Raw genomic sequence first — 21,430 nt, 5'->3', positions numbered from 1 at the left:
CTGCATCGCATCGCACCCCCCTGGCACCACTCACCCCTCGCCCCTCACCACTCACCCCTCACCACTCACCACTCACCACTCACCACTCACCCCGTCTCCTCGCGCCTCGAGATGACGCGTGTTGTCGGAATACGCCGAGCGGATCCGACAACACGCGTCATCTCGACGGGCCGTGGCGCTCAGTATGAGCAGCTCGCGGGGTGGCGCGAGCGCGGCGGCGGTGCCGGCGAGGCGGCGGCGGTGCCGGCGGGTGGCTGCGCGAGCGCGGCGGCGGTGTCGGCGGGCGGTGGTGTGATGAGGGCATGCCCGATATCGAGCTGCGTCCGTGGTCGAACGACGACCTCGCGCTGCTGCACCGCGCGAACACGCACGAGCTCATGGACCAGCTCGGCGGCCCCGAGAACGACGAGCAGGTGCTCGCTCGGCACGAGCGCTACCTCCGCCTGCAGCGCGAGGGCACGGCGCACCAGTTCCGCATCGTGGTCCCGGGGCATCCCGAGGGCGTCGGCATCGTCGGGTACTGGCAGCACGACTGGCACGGCGAGCCCGCCCTCGAGGCGGGCTGGTCGGTCGAGGCCGAGTACCGCGGCCAGAGCATCGCCCCCGCCGCGGTCATCGCGATGCTCGACGCCGCGCGAGCCGCCGGCGAGGTGCTGCCGGTGCATGCCTACCCGCGGGTCGACAACCCGCCGTCGAACGCCGTCTGCCGCAAGGCGGGCTTCCGCCTGCTCGGCGAGGAGGCGTTCGAGGTGAGACCCGGTCTCGTGCTGCACACGAACGACTGGGTCGTCGACCTCGCACCGCCTCCTCGCCCCTAGCGAGACGAGCGAGCAGGCTCACACGAGCGTGTCGCCGATGTAGCCTCCCTCGGCGCAGCCCGGCGGAATCGCGAACACCGCCGACCCGACCGGGGTCGTCCACTCGTTCAGCAGGTCGAGCTCGTCGAGCCGCCGCTGGATCGGCACGAACTGCCGGTCGACGTCGGCCTGGAACGAGGCGAACAGCAGCCCCGCATCCGAGACGGATGCCCCGGCCGGCGCCTCGTCGTAGTTGTACCCGCGCCGGAAGATGCGCTCCCCCGGCACGTCGCTCCGCGATCGCCGCAGGTGCGAGAAGTCGGGGATCACCGGGAAGCCCACCGGGCCCAGTGCCTCGAAGTCGGGCTCGTCGTGCTCGCGCTTCCCCGTGAGCGGGGCGCCCGAGGCGAGCTTCCGCCCGACGGATGCCTCGCGCCCGGGTCGATCGACCCGATCCCACCCGTCGAGGTCCATCGCGATGCGCCGCAGCACCATCGAGGTGCCGCCGGCCATCCACGCGGGCTCCCCTGCTGACCAGACGAGCTCGTCGAAGTCCGCCGTGCCCGGCTTCGGGTTGACCGTGCCGTCGAGCTGGCCGAAGAGGTTCCGCATCGTGCGACCGTCGGGCTCCGAGCCCGCCGCGCGGCGGAACCCGCGCTGCGTCCAACGGACGGTCGCGAAGCTGCGCGCATCCTTCAGCAGCATGCGTGCCGCGTGCGAGACCGTGACCGCGTCGTCGGCGCCGATCTGCAGGAGCAGGTCGCCGTCGTTCCATCGCGGGTCGAGTCGGTCGATGCCGAACGGCGGCAGCGGACGCAACCAGCTCGGAGCCTCGGCACCGGCTCGGGCGACGAGCCCGGGGCCGAAGCCGAACGTCACGGTCAGCCGCGCCGGCACCTCGGCGAGCTCGGGCTCCGTGTCGGCGAGGGGCGCCCGCCCCTGCGTCACGCGAGCGACGTCGTCGCTCAGCACCCGCAGCATGCGACGCAGCGCCGCGGCATCGACCTCGGGCAGCAGGTCGAGCGCGATGAAGACCGCGTGCGACTGCGGCGGCGTCTCGATGCCGGCCTGGTGCACGCCGTGGAACGGCAAGATCGCCTCGCCGACGGCGGTCGCCGAGACGGCAGCGCCGGTCCCGTCGGCTGCAGACCCGCCGGCCGCGTCGACGCCCGCCCGGATCGCGGCCGACGCACCGAGCGCGACCGCAGCACCGGCTCCGGCCGCGGCGGCACCTCCGAACAGGAGATGCCGCCGCGAGAACCCGGAGCCGCCGGGTTCGCCGGTCATCAGTGCGCCTCGTGACCTTCGTCGTACTGTTCGTTCGCGCCCTGGTAGTCCTTCACCGGCGCGACCACGTCGAGCGTGGAGCCGTCGGAGAACGAGAGCGTGACGGTGACCTCGTCACCGGCCTGCAGCGGGCCGGTCAGGCCCATGAGCATGACGTGGTTCGCGCCGGGCTCGAGCATGAGGTGCCCGCCCGCGGCGATCTCGAAGCCGCCCTCCTTCTCGCGCATCGTCATGGCGCCGTCGGTCTCGACGGTCTCGTGCAGCTCGGCCGTCTCGGCTGCGTCGGTCTCGGCGCCCGAGAGCGTGATCGAGGCGGCTCCGCCGTTGTCGAGCATGCCGAAGAGCGCGGTCATGCCGTCGTCGCCGGCCTTCACCCAGGCATCGGTGACGGTGACGGATGCCGCGGCCTCGGCCTGGACCGACGCGGCGGGGGTCTCTGCGGGCTGGCCGCCGCCGGCGCACCCGGCGAGGGCGAGCACGGCCGCGAGCGCGGCGCCGAGGGCAGGGGTCATCGCAATGGAACGCATGTGTTCTGCTCCCCCGGGCTCAGGCGTCGTCGCCGGACGTGCCGGACGTGTCGCTGCCCGAGCCGTCGCCCGGACCCGCGCCGGGGCCCGCGCTCTTGCGCTTCGCGTTCACGATGACCGCGGCGATGAGCGCGAGGATGCCCAGTCCGCCGACGATGAAGCCGGCGACGGCCCATCCGTCGGGGCCGCTCTGCGCAGACTCGTCCGCCGATTCGTGGTCGCCCTCGGCGTGGTCGCCGTCAGCGGCATCCTCTTCGGTCGCCGCGTCGTCGTGGGCCGGCTCCTCGGTCCAGGTGCCGGTGGCGTCGGCGCCGACTCCGAAGTCGATCGTGCCCTCGATCGGGTGCCCGTCGCTCGAGACGGCGCGCCAGCGCACCTGGTAGTCGCCCTCGAGGTCTGCCGGAAGTGCGGCCGTGACGTGCGCGCCCGCGATCACGGGGTCGCCCACTTCGACGTCGCCGCCGTGGTGGTCGACCACGACGACCGCCGTGCCGACCTCGATGATGTCGTCCGAGAAGTCGAGCGCGACCTCGGTCGGGGCGACGTCGAAGACCTGGCCGGGCTCGGGGCTCGAGCCCACGAGCTCGTCGTGCGCGAAGGCGGGCGAGGCGCCGGCCAGGGTGATGCCTGCGGCGAAGGTGAGCGCCGTGGCGGCGAGCACGATGGCGCGGAGGTGAGTGGTGCGGTCGCCCGCGCCGGCGGTGGCTGCGGTCGTCTGGGTGTTCATTGCGATGGGAGTCTCTCTCCTCGGTCCGGGATCCGGCGGCGCAGGTGTGATGTGCACGGCCGCAGGGGCATCCGGAATCTCTGGTTTCCGCCGGTCGGCGGGATTACGCGGAGGCGAGGAGGAGCGGCGGGCCGCGCGAGCCCAGGGCGGTGAAGCGGAGTCGTGAACGCAGTCGCGGCACGCACGTCGCAAGGGCGCGGCGGACGACCGGAACGAGCAGCGCGAGTGGCGGCACCGGTGCGGTGAGCCGCAGCACGAACCGGCGCGCCGCCGCGGTGAGGGTTCGCCACGCGACCTGCTCGACGGCGAGCAGGTAGACGATGGTCGCGACCGCGGCGAGCGCGTGGCCGATGAGCATGGCGGTGTCGGCGTGCACATGGCCGACCGGTGCAGCAGCCCCGCCGTCGACGAACGCCACCGTCTGCTGGTGGTGGCCGCCGCCGTTGACGACGAACGATCCGCTCGACGCGCCCGCGCCGACGCCGAACAGCAGGTGGAACGCACCCTGGCTGACGATCACCGCGAGCGTCGTGCGCACCGCCGTCGTGCGGCGGCCGACGAGGGCGACGGATGCCCCGAGCGCCACGATGCCCGCGAGCACGAGCCCGACGCCGCCGGGCGCCTCGCCTGCGGCGACACCGTGCGAGAAAGCCGCGAGGAACAGGGCGACGAGCGCGGTGGCCGAGCCACGCGCGAGCTGCGCCGCACGGTTCACAACTGCCCCCGGAAATCGATGTATCGAAGAATCGCCACAACTCTACAATGCGCACTTGACACCGACCTCCGCGGGTGTAGTCTCAACCGCCGTGACGAATGAGGCGGACACACCACCGGCCGAGCTGAAGTCGCCGAAGCACTGGATCATCGGCGACCCACTCCCGACCGAGCATCTCGAGGGCCAGCTCCTTCCGAAGCGTTTCGCTCTGCCGATCTTCGCGAGCGACCCGCTCTCGTCGGTGGCGTACGCACCGCAGGAACTCCTGATGATCCTCATGGTCGGCGGGCTCGCCTTCCTGAGCTTCGCGCCGTGGGTCGCGCTCGCGGTCGTCGTGCTGCTCGTGACCGTCGTCGCGAGCTACCGGCAGCTCATCCGCGCCTACCCCTCGGGCGGCGGCGACTACGAGGTCGCGCACCGCAATCTCGGCGAGAAGGCGGGCCTCGTCGTCGCGTCGGCCCTGCTCGTCGACTACGTCATGACCGTCGTCGTGTCGGTCGCGTCGGGCGTCGACAACATCATCTCGGCGATCCCCGAACTGGACCCGTTCCGGGTCGAGCTCGCCATCGTGTTCGTCATCATCCTCGCGGCCATCAACCTGCGCGGGGTCTCGGAGTCGTCGAAGGCGTTCGCCGTGCCGACGTACCTCTTCATCGGCAGCGTCTTCGTGATGGTCGTCGTCGGCCTGACCCGCACCGTCATGGGCGATCCGCCGGTGGCGGAGTCGGCGGCCTTCGGCGTCGAGGCGGAGTCGCTGACGCAGGCGGGCATCATCCTGCTGCTGCTGCGCTCCTTCGCGAGCGGATGCTCCGCCCTCACGGGTGTCGAGGCGATCTCGAACGGCGTGCCGGCCTTCCGCCTCCCCAAGGTGAAGAACGCGCAGATGACGCTCGTGCTCATGGGCGGCATCGCGATCGTGCTCTTCGCGGGCCTCACCGCCGTCGCGCTCATCTCGCAGGTGCACTACGCCGAGAATCCATGCAGTCTGATCGGCTGGACGGAGTGCGCGACCGAGCCGCAACGCAGCCTCATCGCGCAGGTCGCCGCCGCCACCTTCGGCGACGCGACCATCGCCTTCTACGTGATCCAGGCCACCACGGCGCTCGTGCTGCTGCTCGCGGCGAACACCGCGTTCAACGGCTTCCCCCTGCTCGGCTCGGTGCTCGCCCGCGACGGCTACGCGCCGAAGTCGCTGTCGACCCGCGGCGACCGCCTGATCTACTCGAACGGCGTCGTGATCCTCGCGCTCGCGGCATCCCTGATCCTGCTGATCTTCCAGGCGAACCTGACCGTCTTGATCCAGCTCTACATCATCGGCGTCTTCGTCTCGTTCACGCTCGGCCAGACGGGCATGGTGCGGCACTGGCTGCGAGAGCTCTCACGCCTGCGGCATCCGGCCAAGGGCGCCCCGAAGCGCGCAGCGAAGGGCGCCGACGAGACCGCGCCGCTCACCCGCGGTGCGATCCTGCGCGCGCTCGTGATCAACGCGATCGGCGCCGCGATGACCGCGGTCGTGCTCATCGTGGTCACGGTCACGAAGTTCACCCATGGCGCGTGGATCGTGTTCCTGCTGATGCCGATCCTGTTCTTCCTGATGATGGGCGTGAACCGCTACTACCGCGACGTCGAGCGGGAGATCGAGGTCGACCCGACCACGACCTTCGGCGCCACCGGCGACCACGCGATCGTGCTCGTCGGCCGCATGCAGAAGCCCACCCTCAAGGCGCTCGACTACGCGATCGCTGCCCGCCATGACTCGCTCGAGGCCATTCACGTCTCCCTCGACGAGGAGCAGACGAAGCAGCTGAAGAAGGACTGGGTCAAGCAGAACATCCACGTGAAGCTGCGCATCCTGAACTCGCCCTACCGCGACCTCAGCTACCCGCTCATCACGTACATCAAGTCGCGTCGCGAGGAGCACGGCTCGGAGGTCGTGACCGTGTACATGCCGCAGTACATCGTGGGCCACTGGTGGGAGAACATCCTGCACAACCACAAGGCCCGGCGCATCCGCCAGAAGCTGCTGCTCGTGCACGGCGTCACGGTCGCGCTCGTGCCGTGGCTGCTCGACTCCTCCGACCTGCTCTACGGTCGTCGCTCGCGGCCGCTCCCCGGCCAGGACCGCCGCGGCGAGCCCGTGCGCCCCGTGCCGCGTCGCCCCCTCGCCGAGTCGAACCAGAAGCGCCCGCGTTAGGCCGCCGGCGTCCGGGCTGCGCGTAGGCTGCCGACATGGCCACTGAGTTCACGGATGCCTCGGTGCACGAGTTCATCGACCGGGTCGAGCACCCCGTGCGGCGCCGAGACGCCGAGACGCTGCTCGAGCTCTTCTCCCGCGTGACGGGTCAGCAGCCGCGCATGTGGGGACCGACGATCATCGGGTTCGGCGAGTACCACTACACCTACGACAGCGGTCGCGAGGGCGATGCCCCGGCCGCGGCGTTCTCGCCGCGCAAGGCCGCCACGACGGTCTACCTCGTCCCGGGACTCACCCGCGACCCCGAGCTGCTCGAACGGCTCGGCCCGCACACGACCGGCCTGACCTGCCTCTACCTCAAGGACCTCACGAAGGTCGACCTCGACGCGCTCACCGAACTCGTGCGCGAGTCGTACACGTCGGTCACCGAGGGGCCCGAGCAGCCCGACGCCGGCGAGGTCGGTTCGTGAGCAGGATGCGCCCCTCCTGAGCATGATGCAGGGCTCCGGCCGCCCGCGGGCGCGCAGCCTGAGCCCCGGTCAGCGGAGTGTCCCGCCGTCCGCCCAGACGTAGGGTTCGCGCGAGGCGACGCCTCCGACTGCAGCGCGGCCGGCGAGGCGCAGGGCACCGTCGAGCGGATCGCCGAGCGGCGCCACCGTCTCGACGTCGGGACGGAGCACCGCGACGGTCTCGGCGAATGTGCTCACGAGCAGGCCGCCGGCGCTGACGACGCCGCCGGTCAGGGCGAGCCTCGGCTCGAGCCCGGATGCGAGCGCGGCGAGACCGCTTCGAGCCGCCTCCGCGCCGGCTGCCGCGACGATCGTCGTCGCAGCTGCGTCGCCGTCGCTCGCGAGCGCGAACACGTCAGGGGCGAACCCGGCGAGCACTCCCGCGCGATCATCACGGGTGTACAACTGCGCCGGCCAGCCGAGCGGATCGCCGAAGCGGGCACGAGCGGCGGCGAGCAGCGCCGAGCCCGACGCGTCCACACCGTCGTGCGCACGGATCGCGGCCCGGAGCCCGCGGTTGCCGATCCACGCGCCGCTGCCGCGATCCCCCAGCAGGTGACCCCAGCCGTCGACGCGGCGCCAGATCTCGTGCCCGTCGGTGCCGAGCGCGACCGCGCCGGTGCCGAGGGCGACGATCGCACCCGATCCGCCGCCGAGCGCACCGAGGTGGGCCGTGACGGCGTCGATCGCGACCGCCGCGGGCGGGCGTCGATCGGACGGCGCCCGGCCGACCGCGAGTTCGGCCCCCATCGCCTGGAGGAGCGCCTCGGGCCGGGCGACGAGCGTGGCGAGCCCCGTCGCGCCGAGTGCCACGCCGTCGACCCCGGCGAACTCCTCGGGCCAGAGGTCGCGCGCCCGGCGCAGCAGGGCGATCGCCGTCTGGGGCACCGAGCTCCCGGCCGCGGTCACCCCGATGCGCTCGCCGGCGAATTCACGCCGCGGACCGGCCCCGGCGCGGATCGCGACCCGGCTGCCGGAACCGCCGATGTCGATGCCGAGCAGCAGGCTCACTTGCTCATGCCGGCCGTGAGTCCCGAGACGATCTGCTTCGTCGCGAGCAGGAAGAGCACGACGAGCGGGATCGTCGCGAGGGTGAGTCCGGCGAAGAGCGTCGCCCAGTCGGTCTGGTACTCGCCGAAGAACCGGGTGATCCCGACCGGCAGCGTGTAGGAGTCCTGATCGCGGATGAGGATGAGCGGGTAGAAGAAGTCGTTCCAGACCGGCACGAAGCGGAACACCACGACCGTCGCGATCGCGGGCTTCACGAGCGGCAGGTGCACCCGCCAGAAGGTCTGGAATGGGCCGGCGCCGTCGAGCCGTGCCGCTTCGTCGAGTTCGATCGGCAGCTGGCGGAAGAAGCTCGACAGCACGAAGGTCGAGAACGGGATTCCGAGTGCACCGTAGACGAGGATCAGGCCCCAGAGGTTCGAGATCATGCCGGCCGCGTCGAGCAGGAAGAACAGCGGCAGGATGGCGAGGTAGACCGGCAGCATGAGCCCCGACAGGAAGAGTCCCTCGAGCGCCGTGAACAGCTTCGACTTCGTCCGGGCGAAGGCGTAGGCCGCGAGCAGCGACACCACGGTCGACAACAGCACCGAGGCGACGGTGACGAAGATCGAGTTGAAGAAGTAGGTGTCGAACGAGGCCGTGATCCAGGCCTTCTGGTAGCTCGTGAAGTCGGGCGGCAGCGGCAGGCCGAGGGGCTTCGTCGCCATGTCCTGCGTGGTGCGCAACGAGTTCGAGACCATGAGCAGCAGCGGTGCGATCGAGATCGCGGCGTACAGCCAGAGGAAGACGCTCGAGGCCATGCCGCCGGCGGTCACCTTCGGGCGGCGGCGCGGTGCTCCGCCGTTCGGGCGACCGGTCTTGCGGCCGTCGCGGCCGTCGGATTGCGCGTCGGCGGTGCTGGGGGTGATCGTCGCGGTCATCAGAAGAGCTTCCGTTCGGCCCGGCGCAGGAGCATGGTGATCAGCATCGAGATGCCGAAGATGAAGATGAACAGCAGGGTGGCGATCGCCGAGCTCGTGCCTATCGCGTTCGAGGAGCCCGACTCGAAGGCGGTGCGGTAGAAGAGGAGGCTCAGCACGTCGGTGGCGCCGGCCGGATTGCCCTGGGAGCCGCCCAGCGCGTACGGGATCGGGAACGCCTCCATCGCGCCGATGAACGTGAGCACGCTCACCGTGCCGATCGCCGGCACGAGCATCGGCAGGGTGATCGAGCGGAAGCGCTGCCACGCACTCGCCCCATCGAGCGAAGCGGCCTCGTCGATCTCCTCGGGGATGCCGCCGAGGGCGGCGCCGTAGAGCAGCACCGGGAAGCCGATCCACTGCCAGGCCGTGACGAGCACGACGACCCAGATGGCCGTCTGCGGGTTGCCGAGCCAGGGCTGGGCGAGCTCGCCCAGCCCGATGCCGCGCAGGACGGCGTTCACCGGGCCGAAGAGCGGCGAGAGCATCAGGGACCACAGGTAGCCGATGACGAGCGGGGAGACGAGGTAGGGCAGCGTGTACATCGTCTGGAAGAAGCGCTTGAAGCGGCTGAGGCGATGCAGCAGGCTCGCGAGCCCGAGTCCGACCGTGTTCTGGAACACCATCGCGCCGAAGAACAGCAGGATGTTGTGCACGAACGCGTTCGGGATGTCCTCGCTGTATGGCAGTTTCGTGAACAGGGTGACGTAGTTCTCGATGCCGACGAAGTCGCCGCGCAGGATGCCGGTCCAGCCGAAGAACGAGTAGCTGAGTGCGGTGAACAGCGGATAGGCGATGAAGACGGCGAAGAGGATCAGCGCGGGGAGGACGAAGACCATGCCCGCCCGTCGGGACAGGGCGATGCCCGTGTTCCCGCGCCGGCGGGGCGCTGTGAGTGCAGGGGTGGCGGACATGGTCTTCGTTTCCTCGCTATGGGGTGGGGGTGGGCGTGCGGACTACTCGCCGGGGACGAACCACTGCGAGATGCCGGTCTGCAGCGCGGCCGCGGCTCCCGCGGCATCCGTCTCGCCCAGGAACATCTTCTGCACCTGCTGGCCGAGCACTGCGGTGCCGAGCGGCTCACCGTAGCGGAAGTCGACGAGCAGCAGGTACGGAGCCTGGCCGTCCTCGTAGTTGGACCACGCCTCCTGCATGGCGGCATCCTCGTACTCGACCCCGGGGATCGCCGAGAACTGGTTCAGCTCGTCGGCGACGAGCTGGCCGAACTCGGGGGTGGCGAGCCAATTGAGCAGCTCGACGGCCTCGTCCTGGTGGGTCGACTTCGAGTTGATGGCGAAGTTGCCGTCGGCGTAGGCCGGTGAGACCGGCGCGTCGAGCACGGCGTCGTCGGGCACGGGCACCTGATAGGAACCGAACTCGAGGTCGGGCGCCTGGTTGCGGAAGGTCGCGATCTCGAACGAGCCGCCCGGGAACTGCGCCGCCTGGCCCGAGGAGAACTGGATCTGGCTGTCGGTGTAGCTCACGCCGACGACGTCGGAGGTGAGGTACTTCTCCATCTCGGTGATGATGCCGAGCGAAGCGACGTAGTCCGGGTCGTTGAAGTCGGTCTCGCCCGAGAGCACCTGCTCCTCGAACTCCGAACCGCCGTAGCGGGCGCTGCCCACGATGTCGGCGAAGATCGGCAGGATCCAGTCGTCCTTGGCACCGAGCGCCATCGGCGTGATGCCGGCGGCGAGCAGCTTCTCCTGGACGTCGATGAACTCGTCCCACGTGGTCGGGACCTCGAGGCCCTGGTCCTCGAAGATCTGCTTGTTGTAGAACATCTGCAGGGTCTGGGTGGCCAGCGGCACGGCGTACGTCTTGCCGTCGGCCTTCCCCTTCGCACCGGCGATGACGCTGGGCGCGATGCCGTCAAGCCCCTCGACCTTGCCGTCGATCGGCTCGAGCTGACCGGCCTCGATGTTCGGCTGGAGCTGGCCGTAAGCGCGCACCATGGGCACGTCGGGGCCGTCGCTGCCCGCGAGGCCGGTGGTGAGGATCTGGTTGTACTCGGTGTTCTGGAACGCCTCGAACTCGACGGTGATGTTCGGGTGCTCCTCCTCGAAGACGTCGAAGATCTTGTTGTAGGCCTCGACGTCTTCGGTGCGCCACGACCAGACCTTCAAGGTGACCGCGTCACCGCTCGCCTGCTCGTCGCCACTGGAAGCGCTCGGCGCACAGGCGCTGAGCAGCAGGGCCGAGCCGGTCAGCAGCGCTGCGGCGGTGAGGATACGTCGCCTCATCATGTTTCTCTCCTTCATTGTGTGATGCAGAACGGGGACGGGGTCGAGCAGCTGGGCTAGGCGGATGCCGCGGCGAGCGCGCCGCGCACCGAGCCGTGATGACGGGAGAGGAGCGATCGGGCGTCGACGACGTCGATCGCGGCGATCGCGGCGACGATCGAGGTCTTCAGTTCGCCGTCGGCGGATGCGAGCAGCCCGACGGCGGCCCCGGCCTCGAGGCCGGTCGCCTCCTGCAGGATGCGGACGGTGCGCAGTCGCAGCTTGTCGTTGGTCGCGACCACCGAGACCATCAGGTTCGACCAGGTTCGGCCGACGGCCACCATGAGGGCCGTCGAGAAGCCGTTGAGCACGAGCTTCTCGGCGGTGGCCGCTTTGAGCCGGGTCGAGCCGGTGAGCACCTCGGCACCGGTCGCGAGCACGAGATCGATGTCGGCCAGTGGCGCGAGCGCAGCATCCGGGTTGCTCGAGACGAGGGCGGTGGTGGCGCCCGCCGCGCGCGCGGCGGCGAGAGCGCCGCCGACGTAGGGGGTGTTGCCGCTCGCGGCGAGGCCGATCGCGATGTCATCCGGTCCGATGCCGGCGGCGGCGGCGCGACCCTCGGCCTCGGAGTCCTCGGCGTCCTCGACGGCGTTCACGAGTGCCGCGGGCCCGCCGGCGATGTGGGCGACGACGCGACCCGGCTCGAGATTGAAGGTGGGGAGCAGCTCGGCGGCGTCGAGCACGCCGAGGCGGCCCGAAGTGCCCGCCCCGAAATAGTGCACCGCTCCGCCGCGGCGGAAACGCTCGGCGGCGAGATCGACGAGATCGGCGAGCTGCGGCAGGACCGCAGCGACGGCCTCCACCGCGACCCGGTCCTCAGCGTTCAGCAGTCGCAGCACCTCGAGGCTCGACTTCGAGTCGAGTTCCGCCGAGGCGTCGAGCCGGAGCTCGGTGGGCGGGAGGGGCTGCGCGCCGTCCTGGCGATCGAGCAGGAGGTCTTGGGTGCTCATCAGCGAGAGGTGATCCTTCACGTCAGCGGGCTGGGTCGGACCCAGTATGTACAAAAATGTCGCGCATGTGAAGTATCAGGGCTATTTTTTTCACATGCGTTCCGAGGGTGCTCCCATCGAAGAGATCGTCGACCGGGCGATCGGCTCCGCGCTCGGCTCCGCCGCCACGGTGCTCGTCGCCGTCGACGGCGAGGTCGTGCTCGAGCATCACGCCGGCACGACCCGGCTGTGGGATGCCCCGGGAGTCCCCGCGACCGTCGACGCCGCGCCGGCCACGGCGGCGACGCGCTTCGACCTCGCTTCGATCACCAAGCCGATCGTCGCCGCCGCACTCCTCGGCGAACTCCACGCGCAGGGTCTCGACACGACGCTGCCCGCGGCTGAACTGCTGCCCGAGTTCGGCGACCGCCGCGGGCGGACCACGACCCTGGCGCACCTGCTGGGACACACCGCCGGCCTCCCCGCCGAGTGGTTCGACCGCGATCCGGACCCGGATGCCCGGCGCTTCCGCGAGGGCGCACGGCCCGACACGGCCGCCGGGATCTCGCATCGCTACTCGTGCGTCGGCTACATCTGGGCGGGGCTCGCCACCGAGTCGCTCGCGGGCGCGCCACTGGACGACGTGGTGCACCGACAGGTGCTCGAGCCGCTCGGCATGCATTCGACGGGATTCCGTCCCGCCCCGGAACTGCGCGCCTCCATCGCCGCGACCGAGTTCCAACCCGGTCGCGGCCTCGTGCACGGCGAGGTGCACGACGAGACCGCCGCGGCACTCGGCGGGGTGAGCGGCAACGCCGGCCTCTTCGCGACCGGACGCGACCTGCTGCGCTTCGCCGAGGCGCTGCGCACCGGCGGTGAGATCGATGGCGCCAGAGTGCTTCCGGCCGCTGTCGCCGCCGCGCTCGCGACCCCCCTCCAGCTCCCTGACGACCCAGGCTACGGACAGGCGCTCGGGCCGCGGCTCAACGAGGACTGGATGCGGGGACTCGGCCCACGTGTCGCGGGGCACACGGGTTTCACCGGCACCGCCTTCGCCGCCGAGCCGGGCGGTCGACGCTCGGTCGTGCTGCTCGCGAACCGCGTGCATCCCGCACGATCGTCGAACGAGGTGCGCGAGGTGCGGGCTCGCGTCGTCTCCGCGGCATCGAGACGGTGAGCCGATCATGTCCGTCGACGTACGTTCTCCCGCCGTCGCTGCGACCGGGGCGCTCCGACCGCGCCCGATAGTATTCGACTCCAACCGGGTGCCTCCGCAACGAGCCTCGAATGAACTCCGTCCGATACGACGTCGGCCCGCCGACGTCGCGGCCGCACTGGGAGGCCCCCGATGACCGACGTATTCGTCGCCCTCCGACAGCGGATGCCATCGCTCTCGAAGTCCGAGTTCCACATCGCGGAACTCGTGCTGGACCGGCCCGCCGTCGTGGTGGAGTCGACCATCACCCGGCTCGCCGAGCTCGCCGGGACATCCCCCGCTTCAGTCGCCCGCTTCTGCCGAGCAGTGGGATATGCGGGCTACAAGGAGTTCCGCATCGCAATCGCGGGCGCGAACAGCCGTGAACAGGCCGCGCGCGAGCTGTTCCGTGTCGACGACGCGGAAATCGATGCCAACGACTCCGCGCTCGACGTGGTCACGAAAGTGGCCTACCAGGAGGCGCGCGCGATCGAGGAGACCGCGCGCAGCCTCGATCTCGCGGCGCTCGACGCCGTGGTCGCGGGGATCCGAACGGCGCCCCGCATCGACGTCTTCGGCGCGGGCTCGAGCGGACTCACCGCCCAAGACCTGCAACTGAAGCTGCACCGCATCGGCGTGCCGAGCTTCTGCTGGACGGACGCGCACCTCGCCCTGACCTCGTTCGCGCTGACCGGGCCCGGCAGCATCGCGATCGGGATCTCACATTCGGGCCAGACCCTCGAGACGCACCAGATGCTCACCCTCGCTCGCGGCCGCGGTGCCACGACGGTGGCGATCACGAACTACCCCGATTCCCCGCTCGCCGGGGTCGCCGATCAGCTGCTCGTGACGAGCGCGCGCGAGTCCCGGTACCGCACAGGTGCCATGTCGAGCCGCCTGGCGCAGATGGCGATCGTCGACTTCGTCGTCGTGCGCCTGCTGCAGGGCGAGATCGATCGAGCGGGCGAGCTGTTGCGGCTCACCTACGACGCGGTGCAGGCCCACAGACTCGACGGCTGACCTCGCCGATGCCCGGCGACGGCCGCTAGAGCATCGCCATGATCTGGCGCGCGATCATGCGGCCGGCTCGGCTCGCACCGATCGTGGAGGCCTGAGGCCCGTACCCGGCGAGGAAGATGCGGGGGTCGCTCCACGCCGCGCCCTGCCCGACCGTGATGCCGCCTGCCTTCTCGCGCAGCTTCAGCGGGGCGAGGTGACGCAGGTCGGGGCGGAACCCGGTGGCCCAGATGATGACGTCGGCCCGGGCCATGCCCGAGTTCTCGCCCTCCCAGACGACGCGGTCGCCCTCGATGCGGTCGAACATCGGACGCGCCACGAGCAGCCCCCGCTCGATGCCCGCGGCCATGCGACGGCTCTTCGGCACGCCGGTGCCGCTGACGATCGAGGGCAGTGCGCGACCCGAGCGGGCGGCTTCGTCTTGCATCGCGACGGCGGCGGATGCCCCTTCGAGGTCGAGCTCCTGCCGGTCGAGCCAGTCGATCGGGCGTCGCGAGACCCAGGTCAGCCCGGCGGCGACCTCTTCGAGTTCGAGCATGAAACCGATCGCCGAAGTGCCGCCGCCGACCACCACGACGTGCTTGTCGCGGAAGTCCTCGGCGTCGGTGAAGTCGGAGGTGTGCACGTGGCGCCCGGCGAACTCCGCCATGCCCGGGTAGTACGGCACGAACGGCGAACCCCAGGTGCCGGTCGCGTTCACGAGGAACTGGGTGCTGATCTCGTGCTGCGGGGCGGTGGGTTCCGCGGGCTCCTCGAAGGTCTTGCGGCGGCGCCCGAAGAGACCGCGAGCGGCCTTCTGCTCCTCGAGCGGCTGCGGGGTCAGGTCTTCGTAGCGCACCTGCAGGTCGACCCCGGCGTTCACGACCTGTCGCACGTTCATCGGGCGCCGCACGCGCAGGTCGAAGTGCTGCTCGAACCGGTCGTAGTAGTCGGCGACCACGGCCTTCGCGGGCAGGTTGCGGTCGGCGGTGTCGAAGCTCAGGCCGAGTTCGGACATGCCGGGCAGGTCGTTGACCTTGTGCGCGGTGCCGAGCCGGAGCGACGACCAGCGATGCTGCCACGCCCCGCCGGGACCGGGCGCACGGTCGAGCATGACGAAGTCCTGATCGGCCACGAGCTCGAACCGACGCAGATAGAAGGCGACCGACAGGCCGGCCTGTCCGGCGCCGATCACCACGACCTTCACGCGTTCGGGGCTCGTCATCACCTGACAATCTCAGCATGGCTTGCTGTGTGCTCGCAGCACGCGAGCCGAATGCCCACCATACGTCCTCGGGCATGCCTGTGCAGTACGCCGAACCGTGTCTGCGGCGGTGCTAAACTGGCGGTTGGACGAATTCATTTATCAGATGAGCGCCGGGTGAAGACCAAATCCCACCCGGCCAGATGCCGTAAGGGGGTCACGCATGGGGCGCGGCCGTCAGAAAGCCAAGCACACCAAAGTCGCTCGGGAGTTGAAGTACTTCAGCCCGAACACCGACTACAACGCGCTTGAGCGCGAGCTCACCAGCTCGCCGCATGACGAGTACAGCGAAGAGGCGTCGAAGTGGGCGGAGTATGCCGCCGACGATGACGACACCTATGTCGCGGAAGACGAACAGCGCGCGTAGGCGCACGTTCCTCTCCCAGCTCGCAACGACCTCGCACCACCGCGAGACACCCGGCCCTCGAGGCCCGGCGGAGCGGTGACCGATTTCGGATGCCGCGGCATCCGCTGCTCGGTGCGGCGAGTCGTTCCGCGGTGCACTCGACCTATTCGCGGTGCTCGACCCACGCGGCGGTCGTCTCGACGAACCGTTCGAGTTCGGCGAGCGACCCGCCCGGTGTGATCGCGCGCAGCACGATCTCGTCGGCCGCAGCGTCGTAGTCGGCGAGCCGTCGCGCGCCGTCGATCGTCGCGTCGGCCGGGCGGATTCCGAGGCGGGCGAAGTTCGCGGCGTACGTCGGCACCTCCTCGTAGCGCGCGATCTCGGCGTCGAGCGCGGCGCGGGCGGCGGCCTCGGCGATGGTGCGCACGTAGAGCACCGACCGCACCTGGCGGCCGTCTGCGGTCTCGTGCAGTTCGGCGGTCGTGGCGGTCGCCGTGCGCGGCGTCAGCCAGTTCAGCAGTGCGCCGTCGGCGCGCTCTGCGGCGAGCCGGCGCATGCGCGGCCCGAGGGCGCCCACGAAGATCTCGGCGTCGGTCGCCCCGCGGAGCACGGTGATGCCGTCGGCGACGAGCGCCAGCGGATGCTCGGCGCGACCCGAGCCGATGCCGAGCATCAACCGCTCGGCCGGGATCCCATCGAGGTCGAGCGTCGGGGCCGGCCGCCGATCGAGCGGGATCACTCCCGTCGCGAGCCGGAGACGGTCGGTCACGGCCGACGCGACGCGGAGTCCGGCGAGCGAGTCGCCGCCCGGCACGTCGTTCAGCCACAGCGCGTGGAACCCGAGCCGCTCGATGCGCGGCGCGAGCGCCGCCACGATCGAGGCATCCGTCGTTCCGATGAGCCCGATCGAGACCGGCGTGCGCACGACGAGTCCGATCAGCTCGCGTAGGAACCGACGAGTCGCACGGCGCCGCCGTCGACGCCCTTGGCGCCCTGCTCGAAGCCCGTGAGCTCGCGATCGCCGATGGTCACGGTGCCCGCCTGCCATGACGGCAGGCCGAGGGCGCCGAGCGCCGAGATGACGGATGCCGCGGCATCCGCTCGCACGACGGCGAAGAAGCCGATGCCGAGGTTCCAGGTGCCCTCGGTGGACTCGAGCGTGGTGCCGGCGAGCTCGTTCAGCACGCGGAACACCGGGGCGGGCGACCAGGTCGAGCGATCGAGCTCGACCCAGGAGCCGAGCGGCAGCACGCGGGCGAGGTTCGCGGCGATGCCGCCGCCCGTGACGTGCGAGAGCGAGTGCACGGCGTCGCCGTGCGGGCCGGCGAGCAGCTCGACGAGCTGGCCGCTGTACAGGCGCGTGGGCTCGAGCAGGGCCTCGCCCCACGTGGTGCCCAACTCCGCCGAGGCGTCGGTGTACCCGATGCCGGCGCTCGTCAGGATGTGGCGCACGAGCGAGAAGCCGTTGGAGTGCAGGCCGCTCGAGGAGATGGCGATGACGACGTCGCCCGACTCGACCTTGTCGGCGCCGAGCAGGCGGTCGGCCTCGACGATGCCGGTCGCGGCGCCCGCGACGTCGTAGTCGTCGACACCCATGAGGCCCGGGTGCTCGGCGGTCTCGCCGCCGACGAGGGCCGTGCCGGTCTCGGCGCAGGCACGGGCGATGCCCGTGACGATCGAGGCGATGCGCTCGGGCACGACCTTGCCGCACGCGATGTAGTCGGTCATGAAGAGCGGCTTCGCGCCGACCACGACGATGTCGTCGACGACCATGCCCACCAGGTCCTGCCCGATCGTGTCGTGCTTGTCGAGCGCCTGGGCGATCGCGATCTTCGTGCCGACGCCGTCGGTCGAGGTCGCGAGCAGGGGCCGCGTGTAGTCCTTGGCGAACGAGAGGTCGAAGAGCCCGGCGAATCCGCCGACGCCGCCGAGCACGTTCGGCCCGTGCGTGGCGGAGACCGACGCCTTCATGAGTTCGACGGCGAGGTCACCCGCCTGCGTGTCGACTCCGGCAGCGGCATAGGACGAGTTCGAGGTCACCCGTCCAGCGTACCCGCGCCACACACGGGTCCCGCGTGCCGATCCGTGCCGCAGGGCGAAACGCGGACTAAAATACAGCCATGCAGCCGGGGGGCACGCCATCGTGGGTGATCCGTGAGAACGCGAGTCGCCCGGTACTCCTCGCGCTCTACCTGCGCGAAGTGCTCGCCATCGCCTCCCCGCTCGAACTGCCGCGCCTGCGTGATGTCGGCGCCGTCGGCGACCGGCTCGAGATCGATCAGCACGACCAGCTCGAGCAGCAGTGGCGGGCCTGGTGGGCGATGACCGTCGAACCCGAGACGCATCCGTCGACCGTGCCACTCGAACTCGTCGACGCCTTCGAGACCGAGGTCGCGCTGCCGAGCTCGGGCGCCGAGGTGCTCGCCGCCGCGATCGTGCCGCACGCGGAGGCCGCACGGGCCTGGGCCGATTGGGCGCACGTGGGCTACCGCAACGCATCGGCCGCCCGACGCGGCGACTCGTACCGCGCCTACGCCGGCACGATCGCCGAACACGAACGCGAGGTCGGCCGCCGCGCCCACTCCTTCGAGCTCAACGTCGAGGTGGTGCCGCTCGCCGAGTCGGGCGTCTGGTGGATCGGCGACATGACCGTCGCGGTCACCGATTCGCTGCGGTCGGATGCCTCGGCGTTCGACGACGCCATGCACCCGATCATCGCCGAGCTCGCGTAGACACCCGTGCTTCTGCGGGTTGAGCCTGCCGAAACCCCCACTGCGGGTTGAGCCTGCCGAAACCCCCACTGCGGATTGAGCCCGCCGAAACCCCCACTGCGGTTGAGCCTGTCGAAACCCCCACTGCGGATTGAGCCCGTCGAAACCCAGTTGCCCGCACATGAGTTTCGACGGGCTCAACTCGCAGAGTGCGGCAGGCTCAACTCGCAGAAGGTGCCAGACTCGACGGCATGAGCATCTGGTTCGGCGAGCCCTCACTGGAGTGGGCGAACGCCCGTGACGACACGATGATCCGTGCGATCGGCATCGAGATCACCGAGACCACCGACCACTCCCTCAAGGGGCGGATGCCGGTCGACCACCGCACACGCCAGCCCGGCGGGGTGCTGCACGGCGGAGCATCCGTCGCCCTCGCCGAGACGCTCGCGAGCTGGGGCGCGACGCTCACTGTGGACTCGTCGAAGTTCTACTGCGTGGGCATGGAGATCAACGCGAACCACGTGCGACCGGTCGCCGACGGCTGGGTGTACGGGGAGGCGACGCCGCTCACTCGCGGCCGCACGACGCAGGTCTGGGACATCAGGATCACGGATGCCGCGGGCAAGCTCGTGTGCGTCTCGCGGTGCACCATGGCCGTGCTCGCGAAGCCCTCGGAGTACTGATTCCGCGCTCGCATCTGCTCAGCTGAGCAGCAGCCTGCGTTCAGCCGGCTCACCGGCGCGCGTATGCGAGGATTGAGGAGTCCTGCTCGGACACTTCCCCCACCTTCGAGGAGCCATCGCTCGCATGTGCGGCATCGTCGGAATCGTCTCCACTGAACCGGCCAACCAGCAGATCTACGACAGCCTGCTGCTGCTGCAGCACCGCGGCCAGGACTCCACCGGCATCGCGACGGCCGACGGCCCCATCTTCCACATGACGAAGGCGCGCGGGCAGGTGCGCGAGGCCTTCCGCACCCGCGACATGCGCTCGCTCATCGGCAACATGGGCCTGGGTCACGTGCGATACGCGACGAAGGGCGCCGCCGAGCGCGAAGAGGAGGCCCAGCCGTTCTACGTGAACGCGCCGTACGGCATCACCCTCGTGCACAACGGCAACCTCACGAACACGCGCGAGCTGTCGGAGGACCTCTTCCGCATCGACCGCCGTCACGTGAACTCGACGAGCGACACCGAGATGCTGCTGAACGTGCTCGCCACCGAGCTGCAGGGCCAGATCACGGGGCTCGACCTCGACCCCGACCAGGTCTTCACGGCCGTCGAGCAGGTGCACGAGCGCGTCGAGGGCTCCTACGCCGTCATCGCGCTGATCGCCGGCTACGGCCTCCTCGCGTTCCGCGACCCGTTCGGCATCCGCCCGCTCATCCTCGGCCGCCGCACCGCCGACAACGGCAGGGACGAGTGGATCGTGGCATCCGAGTCGCTCGTGCTCGAATCGGGCGGCTACGAGATCGTGCGCGACGTGCACCCGGGCGAGGCCATCTTCATCGGCCTCGACGGCCAGATGATCTCGCGCCAGTGCGCGAAGAACCCGGTACTCGTGCCGTGCTCGTTCGAGTACGTCTACCTCGCGCGCCCCGACTCGATCATGAACGGCATCTCGGTCTACGAGGCGCGCCTGCGCATGGGCGACCGGCTCGCGACGACGATCGAGACCCACATGGACAAGGGCGACATCGACGTCGTCATGCCCATCCCCGACTCCTCGCGGCCCGCCGCGATGCAGGTCGCGCAGAAGCTCGGCATCGAGTACCGCGAGGGCTTCTACAAGAACCGCTACGTCGGCCGCACGTTCATCATGCCCGGCCAGGCGGAGCGCAAGCGCTCGGTGCGGCAGAAGCTCAACGCCATGGGCACGGAGTTCAAGGGCAAGAACATCCTCATCGTCGACGACTCGATCGTGCGCGGCACGACCTCGAAGGAGATCGTCGAGATGGCCCGCGCGGCCGGCGCCAACAAGGTGACGTTCACCTCGGCGGCCCCGCCGGTGCGGTTCCCGCACGTGTACGGCATCAACATGCCGAGCCGACAGGAGCTCATCGCCTACGGCCGCAAGATCCCCGAGATCGCGTCGGAGCTCAGCGCCGACCACATGATCTACCAGGAGGTCGCCGACCTCCAGGCCGCGATCACCGAGGGCACCTCGATCGAGCAGCTCGACCTCTCGTGCTTCACGGGCGAGTACGTCACCGGCACCGTCACCGACGAGTACCTCGGTTGGGTGGAGCGCACGCAGCTCAGCTAGGACGCCAGCTCGAGAGGCGATAGCGAGTTCGGGTCAGGTCCGCTTGCGGCTCGCGATCTCGTCGGAGAGCTGCTGCACCTGGGCGGGGTCCGCATCCCGTGCAAGGGCGACGTAGTGGTCCATGACGGCCGGCCGGTAGCGCACGGGCATTGTCTGTCCTGGGGCGAGTCGGGTGAGCTCGGTGATCGTGAGGGTATCGTCTGCGATACCGCGGAACGAGATGCCGTCGGCGGTCTCCACGTCGAACATCAGGATCAGGCGGGGGTTGCTGTTGAGCTCCCGCCAGTCGACGAGGACGCCGAGCGCAAGCACCCCCGTACGCAGTTCCGCGTTGCGCTTGAATGCAGCACTGCTCATGAGCGGGTTCGGGGCAACTCCCGGGAAGTCGGGCCCGACACCGAGCGATTCCCGACTCAGGTCGGGCCTGAGCTGCTCCACCAGATCGCTGAGGCTGAGCTTCTGCTTCTTCTTCGAACCGAAACCGAACATCCAGATCCCTCCATCGCACCGGTGCCGGAATCTCGGCCCGGCGCTTCGCCTCACGGCGATTGTAGGGGGAGGCCATTCCCTTCCCGCCCGGGCGTCCCGTCGGTTTCGGGATCGTCCCCTCGATCGACGACCGCTGGGCATCCGAGAGCAACTGACAACGCGACACGGGACCAGAGTTCCGGCCAGAACGCGCGACCTTTGTCGACACGCTTCAGGCGCGCTCCCCGCGG

The 21,430-nt window shown here is 70.1% G+C and carries 22 protein-coding genes; 9 read left to right on the top strand and 13 right to left on the bottom strand.

Annotated features, from left to right (window positions below; all coding sequences use genetic code 11):
* The first annotated feature begins 302 nt into the window (after positions 1-302).
* Positions 303-818 (top strand): GNAT family N-acetyltransferase, encoded by a 516-nt coding sequence (locus BUR99_RS07325; protein WP_074259730.1) that lies wholly within the window; start codon positions 303-305, stop codon positions 816-818.
* Between the two features lie 18 nt (positions 819-836).
* On the opposite strand, the gene BUR99_RS07320 is transcribed toward BUR99_RS07325, so the two are convergent.
* The 4 genes from BUR99_RS07320 to BUR99_RS20230 all read right to left on the bottom strand — a co-directional run bounded on the left by BUR99_RS07320 (position 837) and on the right by BUR99_RS20230 (position 4,053).
* A complete protein-coding gene (locus BUR99_RS07320; protein ID WP_074259729.1) occupies positions 837-2,084 on the bottom strand; it encodes a Dyp-type peroxidase in 1,248 nt (415 codons plus the stop codon).
* The gene (locus BUR99_RS07315) at positions 2,084-2,611 is read right to left on the bottom strand and encodes a copper chaperone PCu(A)C (protein ID WP_074259728.1); all 528 of its coding nucleotides are present in this window, start codon (positions 2,609-2,611) and stop codon (positions 2,084-2,086) included. The genes BUR99_RS07320 and BUR99_RS07315 overlap by 1 nt, the downstream gene beginning before the upstream one ends.
* A gap of 19 nt (positions 2,612-2,630) precedes the next feature.
* A complete protein-coding gene (locus BUR99_RS07310) occupies positions 2,631-3,338 on the bottom strand; it encodes a copper resistance CopC family protein (RefSeq protein ID WP_074259727.1) in 708 nt (235 codons plus the stop codon).
* A 103-nt stretch (positions 3,339-3,441) separates the two neighbouring features.
* A complete protein-coding gene (locus BUR99_RS20230) occupies positions 3,442-4,053 on the bottom strand; it encodes a hypothetical protein (protein ID WP_074259726.1) in 612 nt (203 codons plus the stop codon).
* A 91-nt stretch (positions 4,054-4,144) separates the two neighbouring features.
* On the opposite strand from BUR99_RS20230, the gene BUR99_RS07300 reads away from it, so the two are divergent.
* A complete protein-coding gene (locus BUR99_RS07300; protein ID WP_234980783.1) occupies positions 4,145-6,247 on the top strand; it encodes an APC family permease in 2,103 nt (700 codons plus the stop codon).
* Between the two features lie 35 nt (positions 6,248-6,282).
* Entirely contained in the window at positions 6,283-6,717 is a 435-nt protein-coding gene (locus BUR99_RS07295; protein WP_074259725.1) for a DUF1801 domain-containing protein, read from the top strand.
* Positions 6,718-6,786: 69 nt separating this feature from the next.
* Here the strand turns inward: BUR99_RS07295 and BUR99_RS07290 are convergent, their stop codons facing one another.
* From BUR99_RS07290 to BUR99_RS07270, 5 genes are read right to left on the bottom strand one after another with little or no spacing between them, the layout of a single operon-like run.
* Entirely contained in the window at positions 6,787-7,767 is a 981-nt protein-coding gene (locus BUR99_RS07290) for a BadF/BadG/BcrA/BcrD ATPase family protein (RefSeq protein WP_200802701.1), read from the bottom strand.
* Positions 7,764-8,684 (bottom strand): carbohydrate ABC transporter permease, encoded by a 921-nt coding sequence (locus BUR99_RS07285; protein ID WP_084183781.1) that lies wholly within the window; start codon positions 8,682-8,684, stop codon positions 7,764-7,766. Before BUR99_RS07285 ends, BUR99_RS07290 begins: the two co-directional genes overlap by 4 nt.
* The gene (locus BUR99_RS07280) at positions 8,684-9,637 is read right to left on the bottom strand and encodes a carbohydrate ABC transporter permease (protein ID WP_084183779.1); all 954 of its coding nucleotides are present in this window, start codon (positions 9,635-9,637) and stop codon (positions 8,684-8,686) included. The genes BUR99_RS07285 and BUR99_RS07280 overlap by 1 nt, the downstream gene beginning before the upstream one ends.
* Before the next feature lie 42 nt (positions 9,638-9,679).
* On the bottom strand, positions 9,680-10,969 hold the full coding sequence (locus BUR99_RS07275) for an ABC transporter substrate-binding protein (RefSeq protein WP_074259723.1): 1,290 nt from the start codon (positions 10,967-10,969) through the stop codon (positions 9,680-9,682).
* Between the two features lie 53 nt (positions 10,970-11,022).
* On the bottom strand, positions 11,023-11,955 hold the full coding sequence (locus BUR99_RS07270) for an N-acetylmuramic acid 6-phosphate etherase (RefSeq protein ID WP_074260268.1): 933 nt from the start codon (positions 11,953-11,955) through the stop codon (positions 11,023-11,025).
* Positions 11,956-12,049: 94 nt separating this feature from the next.
* On the opposite strand from BUR99_RS07270, the gene BUR99_RS07265 reads away from it, so the two are divergent.
* Positions 12,050-13,111 carry a serine hydrolase domain-containing protein gene (locus tag BUR99_RS07265; protein ID WP_159440960.1) on the top strand — a complete coding sequence of 354 codons (1,062 nt, stop codon included), beginning with the start codon at positions 12,050-12,052 and terminating at the stop codon, positions 13,109-13,111.
* A 171-nt stretch (positions 13,112-13,282) separates the two neighbouring features.
* On the top strand, positions 13,283-14,149 hold the full coding sequence (locus tag BUR99_RS07260; protein ID WP_074259722.1) for a MurR/RpiR family transcriptional regulator: 867 nt from the start codon (positions 13,283-13,285) through the stop codon (positions 14,147-14,149).
* A gap of 25 nt (positions 14,150-14,174) precedes the next feature.
* Here BUR99_RS07260 and BUR99_RS07255 read toward each other — a convergent pair whose 3' ends face one another.
* Positions 14,175-15,350 (bottom strand): NAD(P)-binding domain-containing protein, encoded by a 1,176-nt coding sequence (locus BUR99_RS07255; protein WP_074259721.1) that lies wholly within the window; start codon positions 15,348-15,350, stop codon positions 14,175-14,177.
* 202 nt (positions 15,351-15,552) lie between these two features.
* On the opposite strand from BUR99_RS07255, the gene BUR99_RS07250 reads away from it, so the two are divergent.
* Complete coding sequence (locus tag BUR99_RS07250) at positions 15,553-15,756, top strand: DUF3073 domain-containing protein (RefSeq protein WP_074259720.1); 204 nt, start codon at positions 15,553-15,555, stop codon at positions 15,754-15,756.
* A gap of 142 nt (positions 15,757-15,898) precedes the next feature.
* On the opposite strand, the gene BUR99_RS07245 is transcribed toward BUR99_RS07250, so the two are convergent.
* Positions 15,899-16,660 carry an LLM class flavin-dependent oxidoreductase gene (locus BUR99_RS07245; RefSeq protein WP_074259719.1) on the bottom strand — a complete coding sequence of 254 codons (762 nt, stop codon included), beginning with the start codon at positions 16,658-16,660 and terminating at the stop codon, positions 15,899-15,901.
* An 11-nt stretch (positions 16,661-16,671) separates the two neighbouring features.
* A complete protein-coding gene (gene purM / locus BUR99_RS07240; protein WP_074259718.1) occupies positions 16,672-17,775 on the bottom strand; it encodes a phosphoribosylformylglycinamidine cyclo-ligase in 1,104 nt (367 codons plus the stop codon).
* An 80-nt stretch (positions 17,776-17,855) separates the two neighbouring features.
* Here purM and BUR99_RS07235 point away from each other — a divergent pair, with 80 nt between their 5' ends.
* The 3 genes from BUR99_RS07235 to purF all read left to right on the top strand — a co-directional run bounded on the left by BUR99_RS07235 (position 17,856) and on the right by purF (position 20,711).
* Positions 17,856-18,467, top strand: a complete 612-nt coding sequence (locus BUR99_RS07235; RefSeq protein ID WP_074259717.1) for a zinc-binding alcohol dehydrogenase — start codon at positions 17,856-17,858, stop codon at positions 18,465-18,467.
* A 230-nt stretch (positions 18,468-18,697) separates the two neighbouring features.
* A complete protein-coding gene (locus BUR99_RS07230; protein WP_074259716.1) occupies positions 18,698-19,129 on the top strand; it encodes a hotdog fold thioesterase in 432 nt (143 codons plus the stop codon).
* Positions 19,130-19,253: 124 nt separating this feature from the next.
* Positions 19,254-20,711, top strand: coding sequence for an amidophosphoribosyltransferase (purF, locus tag BUR99_RS07225; RefSeq protein WP_074259715.1), 1,458 nt, complete (start codon positions 19,254-19,256; stop codon positions 20,709-20,711).
* A gap of 33 nt (positions 20,712-20,744) precedes the next feature.
* On the opposite strand, the gene BUR99_RS07220 is transcribed toward purF, so the two are convergent.
* Positions 20,745-21,200 (bottom strand): hypothetical protein, encoded by a 456-nt coding sequence (locus BUR99_RS07220; protein WP_074259714.1) that lies wholly within the window; start codon positions 21,198-21,200, stop codon positions 20,745-20,747.
* Positions 21,201-21,430: the final 230 nt, after the last annotated feature.

It is taken from the genome of Agromyces cerinus subsp. cerinus (assembly GCF_900142065.1).
Taxonomy (GTDB): domain Bacteria; phylum Actinomycetota; class Actinomycetes; order Actinomycetales; family Microbacteriaceae; genus Agromyces; species Agromyces cerinus.
Note: the sequence above shows the minus strand (reverse complement) of the source record. Positions and strands in the feature narration are given on the sequence as shown.

Bases quoted from the DNA above. Each gene is read 5' to 3' on its own strand.
- BUR99_RS07275 (WP_074259723.1), bottom strand. From the start codon at position 10,969: ATGATGAGGCGACGTATCCTCACCGCCGCAGCGCTGCTGACCGGCTCG.
- purF (WP_074259715.1), top strand. From the start codon at position 19,254: ATGTGCGGCATCGTCGGAATCGTCTCCACTGAACCGGCCAACCAGCAG.
- BUR99_RS07310 (WP_074259727.1), bottom strand. From the start codon at position 3,338: ATGAACACCCAGACGACCGCAGCCACCGCCGGCGCGGGCGACCGCACC.
- BUR99_RS07220 (WP_074259714.1), bottom strand. From the start codon at position 21,200: ATGTTCGGTTTCGGTTCGAAGAAGAAGCAGAAGCTCAGCCTCAGCGAT.
- BUR99_RS07250 (WP_074259720.1), top strand. From the start codon at position 15,553: ATGGGGCGCGGCCGTCAGAAAGCCAAGCACACCAAAGTCGCTCGGGAG.
- BUR99_RS07285 (WP_084183781.1), bottom strand. From the start codon at position 8,684: ATGACCGCGACGATCACCCCCAGCACCGCCGACGCGCAATCCGACGGC.
- BUR99_RS07260 (WP_074259722.1), top strand. From the start codon at position 13,283: ATGACCGACGTATTCGTCGCCCTCCGACAGCGGATGCCATCGCTCTCG.
- BUR99_RS07315 (WP_074259728.1), bottom strand. From the start codon at position 2,611: ATGCGTTCCATTGCGATGACCCCTGCCCTCGGCGCCGCGCTCGCGGCC.
- BUR99_RS07270 (WP_074260268.1), bottom strand. From the start codon at position 11,955: ATGAGCACCCAAGACCTCCTGCTCGATCGCCAGGACGGCGCGCAGCCC.
- BUR99_RS07320 (WP_074259729.1), bottom strand. From the start codon at position 2,084: ATGACCGGCGAACCCGGCGGCTCCGGGTTCTCGCGGCGGCATCTCCTG.
- BUR99_RS07265 (WP_159440960.1), top strand. From the start codon at position 12,050: ATGCGTTCCGAGGGTGCTCCCATCGAAGAGATCGTCGACCGGGCGATC.
- BUR99_RS07325 (WP_074259730.1), top strand. From the start codon at position 303: ATGCCCGATATCGAGCTGCGTCCGTGGTCGAACGACGACCTCGCGCTG.
- BUR99_RS07295 (WP_074259725.1), top strand. From the start codon at position 6,283: ATGGCCACTGAGTTCACGGATGCCTCGGTGCACGAGTTCATCGACCGG.
- BUR99_RS07235 (WP_074259717.1), top strand. From the start codon at position 17,856: ATGCAGCCGGGGGGCACGCCATCGTGGGTGATCCGTGAGAACGCGAGT.
- BUR99_RS07255 (WP_074259721.1), bottom strand. From the start codon at position 15,350: ATGACGAGCCCCGAACGCGTGAAGGTCGTGGTGATCGGCGCCGGACAG.
- BUR99_RS07230 (WP_074259716.1), top strand. From the start codon at position 18,698: ATGAGCATCTGGTTCGGCGAGCCCTCACTGGAGTGGGCGAACGCCCGT.
- BUR99_RS07280 (WP_084183779.1), bottom strand. From the start codon at position 9,637: ATGTCCGCCACCCCTGCACTCACAGCGCCCCGCCGGCGCGGGAACACG.